The sequence below is a fragment of the Stenotrophomonas sp. YJH_SMC_4 genome (genome assembly GCF_059371575.1).
The window spans coordinates 51,159-64,019 of the sequence record NZ_JCAFUR010000001.1 but is presented as its reverse complement, the minus strand read 5'-3'; the positions used below and the strand labels follow the sequence as shown (position 1 = coordinate 64,019).

The following is a 12,861-nucleotide window of genomic DNA, read 5'->3' as shown; positions in this document are numbered from 1 at the left end:
CCCGGGGTCGGATCCCTTTCTGCAGGAAAGGGCTCTGACCCCACGGTTGCTGCCATCCACGCATGGCGTGGATCTATTGGAAATGCCGCATCCACGGAGGGGGCGGATCCATCAGTTTGCGGAGACGCTGTAGTAGATCCACGCCATGCGTGGATAGGCGGTGCAAGGCGCCTCACAGACCCTGAAAAAAGCGCTTGACGCCATCCTTGGAATAGGTAAAATTTCGCCTCCCAAGCGGGAATAGCTCAGTTGGTAGAGCGCAACCTTGCCAAGGTTGAGGTCGCGAGTTCGAGTCTCGTTTCCCGCTCCAGATTCAAGAGAAACGCTCCCGCAAGGGAGCGTTTTTCGTTTGCGTGTTCCACGCTTCATCCTCACTTCACCGCCACTCCTTCGCCTCACCACGCGGCAGTTCGAAGCTGCATCTCCGACTCTCCACGGCGATGCCGCAATGCCTCACACTCTCTCCGCCTACGACCACGACGTCGTCATCGTCGGCGCCAGCTTCGCCGGTGCCGCCTGCGCACTGGCTGCCGCCCAGTACGGTCTGCGCGTCTGCGTGCTTGAACGCAAGGCCGACCCCGGCGAGCGCCTGCACACCACCGGCATCGTGGTGAAGGAAGCGATGGAGCAGACCTGGCTGGGGCGCATGCCCGAGCATCTGGTGCAGCGGGTCGCAAACGTGCGCCTGTATGCGCCGAACCTGCGCAACGTGTTGCTGGCCGCGCCGGGCTATTACTTCCTCACCACCGATACACCGAACCTGATGCGCTGGCTGGCCAGCGAGCTGCGCGCGAATGGTGTCGACCTGCGCCTGCAACGGTCTTTCACCGATGCCCATCGCAGTGGTGATGGCTGGCAGGTGGATGGGGCAGGGCGATGCGCCTATCTGGTTGGTGCTGATGGCGCACGCTCACGCGTGGCCCAGCGCACCGGCCTTGGCCAGGTGCGCGACACCCTCTACGGCGTCGAGCGCGAGTTCGCCGGCCTGCAGGTGGCGCAAGGCAATGCGCTGCATTGCTTTGTCAGCAAGCGCTACGCGCCGGGCTACATCGGCTGGGTCGCACAGAATCCGACCGGGCTGCAGGTGGGATTGGCGCTGCGTCATGACCCGCAACAGGTGCGGCCGCCGGATATCGATGGCTTCCTCGACCACGTGCGCGATGTGGTCGGCATTCCGCCTTCGGCGCGTCCCTCGGCCACCCGCGCCGGCTTGGTCCCGTGCGGCCGGCCGGATGGGCCGTTCACCGGCCAACGCGTGATCCTGACCGGCGACGCGGCAGGCATCGTCTCGCCGCTGTCCGCCGGGGGCATCCACTCCTCGTGGCGGCATGGCTGGGCGGTCGGCGAGGCGATTGCCCGCCATCTGCGTGGGCAAGGGCCGGAAGCGGAACGGGTGGCGCGGCGGGTGGCGCCGGCATTCCATGGCAAGCGCCTGCTGCGCTGGGCGATGGACCATCTGCAGGCCGACTGGCCGCTCAATGCACTGCTGCACACGGCGGCCACGCGGCGCATCGCCGAGCAGGTCTACTTCCACCGCCGTGGCCTGCGAACCTGAGGTATCGGTCCTGGGGGCCTGAACGCCTCCCCGCAATGCAGGCGAAAATTCCTGTTGACGCCGTGCAGCAATATCGACACAATAGCGCTCCTTCGACGCAGGTCGAACGAAATCTGCGGGAATAGCTCAGTTGGTAGAGCGCAACCTTGCCAAGGTTGAGGTCGCGAGTTCGAGTCTCGTTTCCCGCTCCAGATTCAAGAAGAACGCTCCCGAAAGGGGGCGTTTTTCGTTTGTCATGACGTTGGCGGCACGGGGCGCTACATTCGCGCCATGGCATTGTCATGGCGGGCGTGATATCGGCGGCCTGGCGGGACGATTCCAGCGTTAGTGTCGCAATCGGAATGGCGGGGCGTATCGGTCGTGGGGATGACCGCAGGGGCGGGGCTCGGGGAAGGTGGCAACAAGACGCAATGGCCCGGATGTCGCACCAGCGTTCCGTGCGTCGCATGCAGTGAAAGGCTGGCGAAAGGCCAACGCCATCGTTGCCTGAACCGCATGCGTGCTGTGACCTTTTTCGGACCATTTCTCCATGTTCGCTCCACAATCGCACGGTAGCCTTCATGCTCCTTCTACACGTTGGCGGGCTGGTGGTCAGGCGTATCACTTCAGTGGCAGTGCCCAGGACAGGGCGCGGACTCTCCCTGCAGGCAGTGCTGCGCCCCGGTGCGTTGTTGGCAACCCTGGCCCTTGCCGGCTGCATGTCGGTGCCCGTCCCGGACCTGCCTGATCGCACACCCAGCGCCTGGACCCAGGTACCGCAGGGCCAGGGCGTGGCGGTGGACGCCAGGCAGTGGTGGAAGGTGCTGGCCGACCCGGCGCTGGATGGCCTGGTCGATCAGGCGGTCGCCGGCAATCTCGACCTGCAGCAGGCCACCTTGCGCCTGCAGGCCGTTCGGATCGTCGCTGGCACGTCCGACTCGCGTTTCCTGCCGGAAATCTCCGCCAGCGCCAAGCAGGTGCAGGACGCCGCCGCTGTCGATACCTACTTCCATGCCGGCATTGAAGCGATCTGGGACCTGGGCCTGTTCGGCGCCGCCGAGAGTGTGCAGCTGAGCGCGCAGGCTTCGGCTGGCAATGCCGAGGCGCTGCGCAATGCCGCGCAGGTCGCGGTGATCGCCGACGTGGTGCGTAGCTATCTTGACCTCACCGTGGCACAGGCCCAGCAGGACCTGCTGGCCCGGCAGCAGACTGTGGACGACCGCGGTGAACAGTTGGCCCTGGTCCGCCAGCGCCTGCGCCTGGATGAACCCGGCGAGCTGGACCGCCTGCGTGCGCGCCAGGCGGCGACCCGCGCAGCCACGGCGCAGGCCCGCGAAAATGCTGACAACGCGGCCCGCGCGCTGGCATTGCTGCTGGGCCGTGACGGCCCGGACCCGGCCTGGCGCGCCTATCGCACGCCGCCGAAGCTGGGCACGTTCTCGTTGCAGCAGGTCCCAGCGGACCTGTTGCGCCATCGTCCGCAGATCCTGCTGGCCGAATCGGAGGTGATGCAGGCCGCCGCCAGCAAGGGCTCGGCGCGCGCCGCGATGTACCCGCGGATCAGCCTCGGCGGCTCCATTCTGTATGCCTACAACCTCACCCAGAACGCGCGCTCCAATTCCGACTCCAGTCCGTCGATCGGTCCATACGTCGATATTCCGCTGTGGGACTGGGGCCAACGCCGTGCGCGTTTCCATGCCGATGAGAAGCAACTGGACGCCGCGCTGCTCGGGTATCGCAAGGCCGTGCTGGAAGGCGTGAGCGAAGTGGAAGGCGCACTGGGCAGCCTGGCGCGCCAGGACAGCAGCATCCAATCGCTCCGTGCGGCCAATGATGCCGCCAACCAGCAGGTCAAGCGCCAGGTGCGGCAGGTGCAGCTGGGCCTGTCCAGCGAGTTCGATGGGCTGGATACGCAGCGTGCCGCATTGGCCTCGCAGGCCGACCTGATCGGTGCGCAGGGCGCGCGCGTGCTGGCGTTTGCGTCGCTGTACCGCGCCCTTGGTGGCGCACCGCTGCCGGTCGAGGCTGAGGGCGAACCGCAATGATCGCGCTGGCCCGCAAGACCCTGGCCTATGAGTGGCGCCGGTTCCTGCCGGTGGTGCTGGCGATGTGTTTCGCCGGCGTGCTGTTGATCGTGCAGGCCGCACTGGTGCTGGGCATCTTCGGCACCGCCGCGATCTATGTGAAGGCATCCTCGGCCGATATCTGGGCCGGTTTCCCCGGCACCCAGAGCGTCAACTACGGCCACGCGATCAGCGCCGATGTGGAAAGCCACCTGCGCATGGATCCGGATGTCACCCGCGTCGAACCTTACGAGTGGGTGGATGGCGAATGGCGCTCCAGCGCGCAGGGCACCGGCAACGTGTCGGTGTATCTGTCCGGCATCTCCACCCAGGACGACGCGATGATGTTCGCGCGCATCCTGCCCATCGACCTGCGCGCGCAGTTGCGCGAACCGGGTGCGGTGATCGTCGACAGCGCTGACCTGGATACGCTGGGCGTGGACCTGCAGAACAACCGTGCCTGGATCAATGGCAAGGCCGTGCGCGTGGTTGCCGCGCAGCCGGGCCTGCGTGGCCTTGGTGGTGTCAACGTACTGGCTTCGCTGGATACCGCGCGCGCCATCGCCGGTACCGACCCACATGAGGGCAGTACCTACTTCGTGGCGGGCCTGCGCTCGCCGGACCTGGCCGACCGCGTGCGCGATCGCCTGGCCGCGTCGATGGGCCAAGCTACGCCGGTCGAGTTCTGGACCGCGCCGGAGTTCGCCAGCCGCTCGCAGCAGTACTGGCTGTTCGACACCGGTGCCGGCATCGCGGTGTTGTTCATGGCCGTCATCGTCTGCTTCGTCGGCGCGGTGATCACCAACCAGTCGTTCGCGTCGGTGGTGGCCGGCTCAGTGCGCGAGTACGCCACGCTCAATGCACTCGGTGCAGGCCGCTATGCGCTGGCACGGGTGGTGTTCGAGCAGGCGTTGCTGATCGGTGGCGTGGGCATGTTGCTGGCGGCGGCCTTCAGCACCGTGGTGCTGTTGATCGCGCAGACCCAGCGCGTTCCGGTGCAGCTGACACCGATGGTGATCCTTGGCTGCGTGGCGCTGGTTGCGGTGATGGCCATGCTCTCCAGCATCATGGCGGTGCGCAGTGTCGTCCGCTCCGATCCATCGTTGCTGCTGCGTTGAGGACCGGCCGATGACTTCCACACGCGCCGTCGCCCCGACCCTGCGGGCCGATGCACTTGAAAAGGGCTTCATGTCCGGCGATGTGCAGGTGCCGGTGCTGCGCGGCCTGTCGCTGGACATCTATCCTGGCGAGCTGACCCTGGTGTCGGGCCCGTCGGGTTGCGGGAAGAGCACGCTGTTGTCGCTGCTGTCCGGCCTGTCCGCGCCCGATGGTGGCCGCGTGCACGCACTTGGCCAGGATGTGGGGCACATGACCCGAAGCGAGGTGGAGCGCTTCCGCCTGCACCATGTCGGTTTCGTGTTCCAGGGCTTCAATCTGTTCCCGGCACTGACTGCGCTGGAGCAGGTGCAGCTGCCGCTGGGCTACCGCGGCATGCGCAATCGCGAAAGCGAACCGCTGGCGCGCAAGGCGCTGGAAGAAGTGGGCCTCAGCCACCGCAGCCACATGCGCCCGGCGCAGCTGTCCGGCGGCGAGAAGCAGCGTGTGGCCGTTGCCCGCGCCTTCGCCAAGTCGCCGACGCTGATCTTCGCCGACGAACCCACCAGCGCGCTGGACGCCGAGAACGGTCAGCGCGTGATCGACATCCTGCATCGCTACGCACGTGCGCATGGCGCCACCGTGCTGTGCGTGAGCCACGATCCGCGCCTGATCCGGCATGCCGATCGGGTGATCGCCATGGAAGACGGCATGGTCCGTGATGACCGCCGCCAGAACGAAACTGTAGAGTCCGCCCCATGACCGAGACGTCGCACCTGCTTCCCCTCAGCCTGGCCCTGTCCGCGGCACTGCTGCTCGGCGCCTGTTCCAGGGACGCGCCTGCGCCTGCACAGTCGCCTTCGGGCAAGGCCGGTGCAACCGCCGTCGGCAAGGTCGCGGTGGCGCGCGGCATCATCGACGTCGAGGGTGGCCTGATCGCGCTGGCACCGCCGGTGGACGGCTCGATCACTGCCGCGCCGGTGAAGGAGGGCGCCACGGTGAAGAAGGGGCAGCTGCTGCTGTCGCTGGACGGTGCGCTGCTGCAGCAGGAGGTGGCGATGGCCACCGCCGATCTCGCCCTGGCCAATGACCGCCTGAAGGGCAGTCAGGCGCAGCTGCGCGAACTGGAGCGCAACGCTACTCGCCTGTCTACGGGGGCCAGCGAAGGCGTGTCGTCCAACCAGCAGGCCGATGCGGCCAAGCAGCAGCTGGCTGGCGTACGCGCCGATGTTGACGTGGCCGGTGCGCAGGTCGACCTGGCCCAGCACAAGCTGGAACACGCCAGGCTGAAACTGCAGCAGATGTCGCTGAGCGCGCCGGAAGCTGGCACCGTGGTCGGCCAGGTGCCGGGCCTTGGCGCATTCGTGCAGGCCGGCAAGCCGGCAATCTCCCTGCTGCCCGCGCGCCCGCTGCAGGTACGTGCCGAACTCAGCGCGGCCTACGCCGATGCCGTGCAGGTCGGCATGAAGGCTACCGTCGTTCCGGACAGCGATGGCGCCGAAAACACCAGCACGCTGCCGCCCGCACGCGTGGTACGCATCAGCCCGGTGTTCGCACAGGCACGCCTGCCTGAAGACGCTGGGCGTGGCGTGGCCAAGGTGGTGGAGTGCGTGCTGGAGTTCGATGGCGAGGCCAAGGCGCGCTTCGGCCAGCATGTGCGGGTGGAGTTCCGGAAGTAAGCCTAGTGCTGCGGCGGGGGCGCATCCGCGCGCCCTCGACGCCTGAGCACCCGCCATGCGCTCACCGCCGACACCATGCACAGCGCCAGCAGCAGTCCCACGTCCAGCAGCAACAACCACAGCAGATGCATGCCGTGTACCGGCGGCTGGTGCATGGCTGACAGCATCCACGGCACCGACCATGCCAGCAGCAGGGCGAAGGCGATCAGCAGGCGCAGCCACAGGCGTTTCAGTCTCCACGGCCGCACGATCAAGGCGGCCACCACCAGTTCGACGGTGCCCAGCAACGCGAACACGATGACAGTGCTGGTCGGGTAGGGCAGTTCGGCGCCCTCCAGGTGATGCAGCAGCCAGTAGTCTGGGGTGAAGCCGGCATTGACCAGTGCGGCGATCAGCGCCAGCCAGGTCAACGCAACCAGCAACCAGAACAGGCGGACGTAGCGTCTAGGCATCGGCGGTGTCCGTGGCGGCAGGCAGGCGGTTACGTGATGCATACCACGCGGAAATGGCGATCGCGGCCAATGCCAGCAGGCCGGGCCCGAGGGTAAAGTACAGCAGGCGCAGCGGATGGTTGTGCATCAGTGTCCAGCTCGCGAACGCCAGGGGAATCGCCAGCACCAGCAGCTTGGCAAACAGTGGCCGCAGCACCGCGATCAGCGGCTGGGCGCCAATGAACATCCAGAACAGATAGAACTGGGCGATGCCCAGGCCGATGTCACGATGTGAAGCAAAGCCGAAATGGTCGCGATACCAGTTCATTCCCATCGGCATCAGCGCCCAGTACAGCAGGGCCACCAGCAGATGCAGCAGCAGGGCGATCAACAGAGGCGTGCCGCGAAGGAGCATGGGCGAACGGGGCCGGGCGGGGCAGCGTACCCCACTGCGGACGTCCGTGACCGCATGATGTGAAGACTGTTGACGGCGTGAAGGAATTTGGACACAATAGCGCTCCTTCGACGCAGGTCGAACGGAATCTGCGGGAATAGCTCAGTTGGTAGAGCGCAACCTTGCCAAGGTTGAGGTCGCGAGTTCGAGTCTCGTTTCCCGCTCCAGATTCTACAGGGCCCCGGCAGGGGCCTTGTTTTTCTCCCGCCACGGCAAGGCGGGGCACGTTGGGCCACAAGGCTTTACGCGCAGTCAGAAAGGTGAAATCGCTGGTGTGTTTTCCGGATTTCCGGTAGCATGTCGGCTTATGCGGGAATAGCTCAGTTGGTAGAGCGCAACCTTGCCAAGGTTGAGGTCGCGAGTTCGAGTCTCGTTTCCCGCTCCATGTTCCGACAGGCCCCATCTTGGGGTTTTGTCTTGTCAGGGCCCAGTTCCTGGCGCGCAGTACGTTGGCCTCATGGCAGAGTGGCTATGCACCGGATTGCAAATCCGTTTACAGCGGTTCGATTCCGCTTGAGGCCTCCAATTGAAAAGCCCTGACTCCGGTCAGGGCTTTTTGTTTGCCTGGCGTTCGACGCCTTTGTGCAGAATCTCTTGATTCGGCCATGAAATCATCTGTTTGCCACCCGTTGTCAGCAGGTCCTATGAAGCCGAGGAACGAGTATGTACGTCGTCTGGACGTGCTGCTTGATCGCGGCGTGGTGCCGGAGGAGCTAGCCAACACCGAGGCGGCAGCGAAGAATCTGCGACGCGAACACGCCTCTCGATGCCATCAGCGGCTTGGCCGGGGCAAGTGTCGCGGTGGTGTGCAGTCCGACCCGGCGCAGCCGGTGTTGCGGGTTCGGGCCAGCTATCCGGTCAGCCCGTAGCTTTGGCGGGAATCACCTCCTGATCACGTTGTGCAGGAGGACATCGTCCTTGCCGAGAGCCTCCAGATGCGTAGCGAACCGCCGCACGATGCGGTGGTGGTCACTGGTGAGCTGCCGGGGAAGGGCATCACCTGCAAAGTACGCAAGGACGGTCAGGCAGGTCAGCTTTTCGCACAGCAGGTCAGCAGCCCACTGATTCATGTTGCTGCCGTCGGCGCCGAGCGCGGGCGGAACATCCTTGGTAAACGAAGTGAGCAAGCCGCCGTCGACCTCACTATGCCGCTGTTCCCCAAGCCGATTAAGCCAGGTGAGGTCGGCCCAGTCATGCCATTGGACCTGGTGGAAGTGGTTGGCGCTGCGGGGAGATGGCATGGGCAGTGCGAGTCGCTGCGCGTTGATGTTGTGATCGATCAACAGGCAGTTGTGATCGAGCACGCCGCAGCCCTCGAAAGGCACTACAACGATGCGAACTGACCTTCGGGATCAATTCGGCGAACTGGTCAGCAGCAATCCTCGATTGCTGGCGACCGTCACCGCGCACAACAGTGATGGCAGCAGCACGCTGACGACGTATGACGGTGTACAGATGCGGGCGTTCGGCCAGCTGCAGCAGGCCATCCCATACAACGTCTGGGTTCGTGGTGCTCGCTTGGTCGAGGCGGCTCCCAACCTTCCGGTGATGGAAGTCACCATCTAGCAAGACAGGGCGCTGCCTAGATGCCTGCAAGCATCCAGACAGCGCCGCAACACAGGTGATCTCAGCACCTGGCATTGGCCGTGGCCCCGTCGCCCTCGCGAGAGCGACGGGATTGTCGGCTTCCTCTATCGCAAATACTGAGAAACCATGTCCAAGCCCATCATTTCGTGGCCGGGCGGCAAGCGCCGCCTGCTGAAGCACCTGTATCCCCACTTCCCGATCCACGATTGCTACGTCGAGGCGTTTGCTGGTGGCGCCGCCTCACTGCTGATGCGGCCGTATCCAGCCCAGATGGAAGTGCTCAACGACATCAACGGTGAGCTGGTCTCCCTGTACCGCTGCGTGCGGCATCACCTGGACGAGTTCGTACGCATGTTCCGCTGGTCTCTGGTATCGCGGCAGATGTTCGAGTGGGCGCAGATGGAGCGGCCGGAGACGTTGACCGACATTCAGCGTGCTGCGCGCTTCTACTACCTGCAGAAGCTGGCCTTAGGAGGGAAGGTGCAGGGTCAATCGTTCGGTGTGGTCACGGCTGGAGGTCCGCGGCTGAACCCTCCTGCGCATCGAGGAAGAGCTAAGCGCGGTGCATCCGAGATGCGGGAACCACAAGGTGTGCAGCGCTTCTGCACGCGACCCCTACAAATGTACCGCTATGCGCTGGTAGGGTGTCGATTCGGTCCGGAAGCGGGGCTGGATAGTATTCGGCGAAGTGCCGTGTGATCCCCCTGGGACGCGTCGTGTGTTTCTAAGCAAGGACTTGAGATCGGTGTGACTCGCGAGTAAGTAATGTAATGCCGGATCCGGGGCCGCAGGCAGCCAACCCGGGGGGCGCGTGAGCAGCGCCTCGTCGGCTCAATATGGCAACGTATCTCCTGCCTGGCCGGTCGAATTTTATGCTGTTGCCGCGTAGCTGGTGCCAATGGGGGGCCATGACGCTAGCATGGCCCTGAAGCCCTTGACCGATATGGCCGGACTGGATCATGGAAGAATTGCCAAAGCGGAATAAGAAGCCCAGCCGCAAAGACGGCTTCCCTTGGAAGAGCACCATTGCCGTCGTGATTATCGTCGGCGTTGTCCTAGCCGTAGCGGAAATGGGGCGGGTTGACCGCGAGTACCGCGCGCAGGCCAACCGCCAAACCTTCGGCGCAATGCAAAATGCGCTCCATGGGGATGAGTTCGTGGCCCGCCCAGCTGCGGATACGATACCGGCAAGCGATGCAGATCAAAACGATCAGAAGGCCGAAACAGACCCCTCCAGCAAAGTGAAGTGAAGCGCAGGTGCGGCCCGCGAACGGGCTGCACCGGCAGTGCTAGGAATCAGCTAGGTGTCCAACCGAACTCGTACAAGATCCATGGTTCCATGGACAGGCAGACCATCTCGCCCGCCAATTGACAAGCTTCTTCCTTGGTGAACGGCGGGTTACCGAGCAGGAGGACTGCGTGCGATGGGTCGTCGCCGATATGGCATTGACCCTTAGGGGTGCAGATTACTCTCCCATCGCAGCCATCAGTGACCTTCAGGTAGTACGGGGTGGTGGTGTCGCCGCCCTCCAGCCTTCTGCCGTTGCAGAAGTATGCGCGTTGACCGACAGGCGTGCCATTGACATCAAAGTAAACGTAGTTGACCGAGCTGTTTCGAGCGGCACTGGCGCCGAAGCTAATCGCGGTAAGGGTCGCAAGCAACAGAGATACGAGTATTGCTTTCACAAGCGCTTCTCCTTAGGCAGTAGAGCTATCGCTCTCTAGGTCTGAATGGAAGGTGGTCCTATGGTTGTCAAGTTGATGAATGCCCGGTGGGCAACTGGAAGGTCTCAACGGACTTGGATGCTCGCAATAGGAAAACCGCTCACTGGCATGTAGGGAAAAGCCTAGGGGGCGGCGCTGATAGAGGTGTAGCAGGGCGTCCTGAGCGGTTAAGACTTGCGGTTGAGCGAATCGCAGCGATTGAGACGGCCGGTCGTATCCTTCCGGCCATGATCTCCTCCACCTACCAAGGCTTCCGCACCGCGCCAATTCCCTCTGGTTGGGCCCAGACCGGTGAGCGCTGGGCGCTCTGGTATAACGGCCGCGAGACGGCTGGCGTCACGCCCGATGGTGGTCCCAGGGGCCGGCTATGGATGGAAGGCCAGAAGATGTGGCAGGTGAAGGAAGTGCGCGCGGCAAACGTCCGGCAGGCGAAGCGATACGCCGAGCGATGGTGTGCTGCCAGGCTCTATCCCGATCTGCCTCTGCGCCAAGCGGTTGCCCGGCTGACCGACAGCACCCCGATTCAGCCCGAGCCGCCGGTGCCCGGCCTGCCGCCGACCCGAGAGCAGCAGCAACAGGCCCGGCGGCTGGCCGAGGCCACGTCAGCTGCCACAGCGAGGGTCAGGGAGGCACTGGAGCCGCGCCGATCGCCGGAGGAGACCAAGCCCAGGGCGAAGGACCCGATGAAGGCATGGGTGAGAGCTGGGCGCACCGAAGTAACGCGAAGCAGTAGGTAAGGTTCCTCCCTATAGCTCTCGTCGTCCCTCCGTGCGAAGCTCCAAGATTGGCAAGGAAGCCTCAGGGGGAGGCGCATGCAGAGACTTACCCATTCATTTACTCTTTTTCGCGTTCAGCTACACAAGCCTCAACAGATGCCTCTGCTTGGGGTGGAGGCGACAGAAGCGCAAATCCTCAGAGCTGCATTGCTCGAAAAGCCTTGGGACGAGGTCCGAGGGCACATTTGGAGAGTTGGCAATGTCAGCGAGGTCTCCGGCGATGCGATGGTTTTCTTCATAGGAAAAGAGCAGCCGACGACGTTTGGCACAGTCGGCGCGGATGGCGATTTCCATGAAGCGGAGGCAGTAGTGGCTCCGAATACTCTGGTTGTTGTGGATCTCAAATATCAGCTTTTAGCCATTGCTCACCGGGTGCAGCTCTCTCAGAGTGTTTACGCGGTCGCGAGCAGGATTCGCACTTTGCTTGCGTCAAGTCAGAGTGTCCGTGAGACGGAATGCAAAGTTTCTGTAGCAGCCGTTAATGACCCTACAGATTTCATTCGGGTCTTGGAGACGGCTCAGGCGGTGGTGAAGTTCAAGGTCACCTACGGGCTGCCGAACGTTTGGGACGCCGATGATTTCCAGAAGCCAATGCAGGAAACAACTCGCATTCTGGGTGCCGATGAGGGAGCTGCGGTCTTCAAGGGTGATGATCTTCGAAGAGGGCCGCTAGTTCGCCTCGCAAAGGCATCGTCCGCAATTGGCAAGGCAGCTGTCGCTTGGGTGAAGAAGTCTGCCGGCGATAGAGTTGTGACCGTCAAGCAGAAGAACAATCCTGTGATCCTTGAGCAGGATATCGTCACAGAGGACTCGTCTGTCTCAGGGCAGGATGTGGCGTACGTCGAACAATCTCAGCCACTGAGAATTGCGGACCTCATAGTACGACGTATGAGAGAAGAGTACTTAAAGATAAGACATGAGTGACGAGCCCATCCCCACGTTCTGGCATTGGTTCTTCCACGGTGTTGCCAAAAGGCCTGGCTATAGGCGCGTGGCTAATGCTTGGGGATTTCTTCATCTTGCCTTGGGGGGCATTGTCGCGTTCGTGGTCGAAGTTGACTTCCAGGAGCTTGCGAAGGGTGCACTGCTACCTCTGATGGCGATTCTGGTCGGCCTGACCTTTTCTTGGGCCGGTAACGTTAATTCGATCATGCAGACCGAAGAGGTGCAGAAATTCTTGAACGAGAAGGGTGGGCCGCTGGAGTATGTTTACACGTTTCAGTTGTGCATTCTTATCAACATTTCCGTCATCTCCGCTTGGTGTGTCCCTCTACTGAATTTGCCGTACTTGCTTCCCTGCCAGACACGGGCGCCGGTGGAAGGCGCGATGGCGGCCGTGCTGTTTGCTTCGGTCTCCCTCGCAGTTCGGACCGGCTGGCACGCGGTAGTCGGGTCGAACATGTTGCTCTTGCGCAAGCTCATCCAAGGTGGCAGTCCGGGTGGAGGGATTGAGTAATCATTTGAAATGAAAAGATAAGGTGCGGATTGCAAATCCGTTTACAGCGGTTCGATTCCGC

General features: G+C 63.3%; 14 protein-coding genes, 5 tRNA genes and 1 pseudogene. 16 read left to right on the top strand and 4 right to left on the bottom strand.

Annotation, left to right across the window (positions count from 1 at the left end; genetic code table 11):
- Window positions 1–234 precede the first annotated feature (234 nt).
- The 7 genes from AC5P9F_RS00410 (at window position 235) to AC5P9F_RS00380 (ending at window position 6,371) form a co-directional block, all read left to right on the top strand.
- Window positions 235–310 (top strand) — tRNA-Gly (locus AC5P9F_RS00410).
- 138 nt (window positions 311–448) lie between these two features.
- The gene (locus AC5P9F_RS00405; RefSeq protein ID WP_049459966.1) at window positions 449–1,555 is read left to right on the top strand and encodes an NAD(P)/FAD-dependent oxidoreductase; all 1,107 of its coding nucleotides are present in this window, start codon (window positions 449–451) and stop codon (window positions 1,553–1,555) included.
- A 115-nt stretch (window positions 1,556–1,670) separates the two neighbouring features.
- Window positions 1,671–1,746 (top strand) — tRNA-Gly (locus AC5P9F_RS00400).
- A 369-nt stretch (window positions 1,747–2,115) separates the two neighbouring features.
- Window positions 2,116–3,579, top strand: a complete 1,464-nt coding sequence (locus AC5P9F_RS00395; protein WP_099497503.1) for an efflux transporter outer membrane subunit — start codon at window positions 2,116–2,118, stop codon at window positions 3,577–3,579.
- A complete protein-coding gene (locus AC5P9F_RS00390; protein ID WP_012479690.1) occupies window positions 3,576–4,715 on the top strand; it encodes an ABC transporter permease in 1,140 nt (379 codons plus the stop codon). Before AC5P9F_RS00395 ends, AC5P9F_RS00390 begins: the two co-directional genes overlap by 4 nt.
- Window positions 4,716–4,725: 10 nt before the next feature.
- On the top strand, window positions 4,726–5,454 hold the full coding sequence (locus AC5P9F_RS00385) for an ABC transporter ATP-binding protein (RefSeq protein WP_012479691.1): 729 nt from the start codon (window positions 4,726–4,728) through the stop codon (window positions 5,452–5,454).
- Window positions 5,451–6,371: an HlyD family secretion protein gene (locus AC5P9F_RS00380; RefSeq protein ID WP_012479692.1), complete on the top strand. Its 921-nt coding sequence runs from the start codon at window positions 5,451–5,453 to the stop codon at window positions 6,369–6,371. The genes AC5P9F_RS00385 and AC5P9F_RS00380 overlap by 4 nt, the downstream gene beginning before the upstream one ends.
- Before the next feature lie 2 nt (window positions 6,372–6,373).
- Here the strand turns inward: AC5P9F_RS00380 and AC5P9F_RS00375 are convergent, their stop codons facing one another.
- Together AC5P9F_RS00375 and AC5P9F_RS00370 are read right to left on the bottom strand one after the other, a co-directional pair.
- Entirely contained in the window at window positions 6,374–6,823 is a 450-nt protein-coding gene (locus AC5P9F_RS00375) for a hypothetical protein (protein ID WP_005408902.1), read from the bottom strand.
- Entirely contained in the window at window positions 6,816–7,217 is a 402-nt protein-coding gene (locus AC5P9F_RS00370; protein ID WP_012479693.1) for a hypothetical protein, read from the bottom strand. The genes AC5P9F_RS00375 and AC5P9F_RS00370 overlap by 8 nt, the downstream gene beginning before the upstream one ends.
- A 130-nt stretch (window positions 7,218–7,347) precedes the next feature.
- Here AC5P9F_RS00370 and AC5P9F_RS00365 point away from each other — a divergent pair.
- From AC5P9F_RS00365 to AC5P9F_RS00355, 3 genes are all read left to right on the top strand, one after another.
- Window positions 7,348–7,423: transfer RNA gene (locus AC5P9F_RS00365), tRNA-Gly, on the top strand.
- A 142-nt stretch (window positions 7,424–7,565) separates the two neighbouring features.
- Window positions 7,566–7,641: transfer RNA gene (locus AC5P9F_RS00360), tRNA-Gly, on the top strand.
- A gap of 66 nt (window positions 7,642–7,707) precedes the next feature.
- Window positions 7,708–7,781 (top strand) — tRNA-Cys (locus AC5P9F_RS00355).
- A gap of 356 nt (window positions 7,782–8,137) precedes the next feature.
- On the opposite strand, the gene AC5P9F_RS00350 is transcribed toward AC5P9F_RS00355, so the two are convergent.
- Window positions 8,138–8,560, bottom strand: coding sequence for a hypothetical protein (locus tag AC5P9F_RS00350; protein ID WP_012479695.1), 423 nt, complete (start codon window positions 8,558–8,560; stop codon window positions 8,138–8,140).
- 28 nt (window positions 8,561–8,588) lie between these two features.
- Here AC5P9F_RS00350 and AC5P9F_RS00345 point away from each other — a divergent pair, with 28 nt between their 5' ends.
- From AC5P9F_RS00345 to AC5P9F_RS00335, 3 genes and pseudogenes are all read left to right on the top strand, one after another.
- Window positions 8,589–8,822 (top strand): hypothetical protein, encoded by a 234-nt coding sequence (locus AC5P9F_RS00345; RefSeq protein WP_012479696.1) that lies wholly within the window; start codon window positions 8,589–8,591, stop codon window positions 8,820–8,822.
- Between the two features lie 147 nt (window positions 8,823–8,969).
- A pseudogene (locus tag AC5P9F_RS00340) lies at window positions 8,970–9,426 on the top strand (DNA adenine methylase); the annotation flags it as partial.
- 376 nt (window positions 9,427–9,802) lie between these two features.
- Window positions 9,803–10,093 (top strand): hypothetical protein, encoded by a 291-nt coding sequence (locus AC5P9F_RS00335; RefSeq protein ID WP_012479698.1) that lies wholly within the window; start codon window positions 9,803–9,805, stop codon window positions 10,091–10,093.
- Between the two features lie 46 nt (window positions 10,094–10,139).
- Here the strand turns inward: AC5P9F_RS00335 and AC5P9F_RS00330 are convergent, their stop codons facing one another.
- Window positions 10,140–10,529 (bottom strand): hypothetical protein, encoded by a 390-nt coding sequence (locus AC5P9F_RS00330; RefSeq protein ID WP_043034354.1) that lies wholly within the window; start codon window positions 10,527–10,529, stop codon window positions 10,140–10,142.
- Between the two features lie 266 nt (window positions 10,530–10,795).
- Here AC5P9F_RS00330 and AC5P9F_RS00325 point away from each other — a divergent pair, with 266 nt between their 5' ends.
- The 3 genes from AC5P9F_RS00325 to AC5P9F_RS00315 all read left to right on the top strand — a co-directional run bounded on the left by AC5P9F_RS00325 (window position 10,796) and on the right by AC5P9F_RS00315 (window position 12,800).
- Window positions 10,796–11,305: a hypothetical protein gene (locus AC5P9F_RS00325; RefSeq protein ID WP_173675993.1), complete on the top strand. Its 510-nt coding sequence runs from the start codon at window positions 10,796–10,798 to the stop codon at window positions 11,303–11,305.
- A 75-nt stretch (window positions 11,306–11,380) separates the two neighbouring features.
- Entirely contained in the window at window positions 11,381–12,268 is an 888-nt protein-coding gene (locus tag AC5P9F_RS00320) for a hypothetical protein (protein ID WP_043034353.1), read from the top strand.
- Window positions 12,261–12,800, top strand: a complete 540-nt coding sequence (locus AC5P9F_RS00315) for a hypothetical protein (protein WP_043034352.1) — start codon at window positions 12,261–12,263, stop codon at window positions 12,798–12,800. Before AC5P9F_RS00320 ends, AC5P9F_RS00315 begins: the two co-directional genes overlap by 8 nt.
- The last annotated feature ends 61 nt before the right edge of the window (window positions 12,801–12,861 follow it).

Excerpts from the sequence above, each read along its gene's own strand:
- AC5P9F_RS00385 (WP_012479691.1), top strand. The coding sequence starts at position 4,726 with ATGACTTCCACACGCGCCGTCGCCCCGACCCTGCGGGCCGATGCACTT.
- AC5P9F_RS00390 (WP_012479690.1), top strand. The coding sequence starts at position 3,576 with ATGATCGCGCTGGCCCGCAAGACCCTGGCCTATGAGTGGCGCCGGTTC.
- AC5P9F_RS00375 (WP_005408902.1), bottom strand. The coding sequence starts at position 6,823 with ATGCCTAGACGCTACGTCCGCCTGTTCTGGTTGCTGGTTGCGTTGACC.
- AC5P9F_RS00380 (WP_012479692.1), top strand. The coding sequence starts at position 5,451 with ATGACCGAGACGTCGCACCTGCTTCCCCTCAGCCTGGCCCTGTCCGCG.
- AC5P9F_RS00405 (WP_049459966.1), top strand. The coding sequence starts at position 449 with ATGCCTCACACTCTCTCCGCCTACGACCACGACGTCGTCATCGTCGGC.
- AC5P9F_RS00320 (WP_043034353.1), top strand. The coding sequence starts at position 11,381 with ATGCAGAGACTTACCCATTCATTTACTCTTTTTCGCGTTCAGCTACAC.
- AC5P9F_RS00315 (WP_043034352.1), top strand. The coding sequence starts at position 12,261 with ATGAGTGACGAGCCCATCCCCACGTTCTGGCATTGGTTCTTCCACGGT.
- AC5P9F_RS00345 (WP_012479696.1), top strand. The coding sequence starts at position 8,589 with ATGCGAACTGACCTTCGGGATCAATTCGGCGAACTGGTCAGCAGCAAT.
- AC5P9F_RS00370 (WP_012479693.1), bottom strand. The coding sequence starts at position 7,217 with ATGCTCCTTCGCGGCACGCCTCTGTTGATCGCCCTGCTGCTGCATCTG.
- AC5P9F_RS00325 (WP_173675993.1), top strand. The coding sequence starts at position 10,796 with ATGATCTCCTCCACCTACCAAGGCTTCCGCACCGCGCCAATTCCCTCT.
- AC5P9F_RS00395 (WP_099497503.1), top strand. The coding sequence starts at position 2,116 with ATGCTCCTTCTACACGTTGGCGGGCTGGTGGTCAGGCGTATCACTTCA.
- AC5P9F_RS00335 (WP_012479698.1), top strand. The coding sequence starts at position 9,803 with ATGGAAGAATTGCCAAAGCGGAATAAGAAGCCCAGCCGCAAAGACGGC.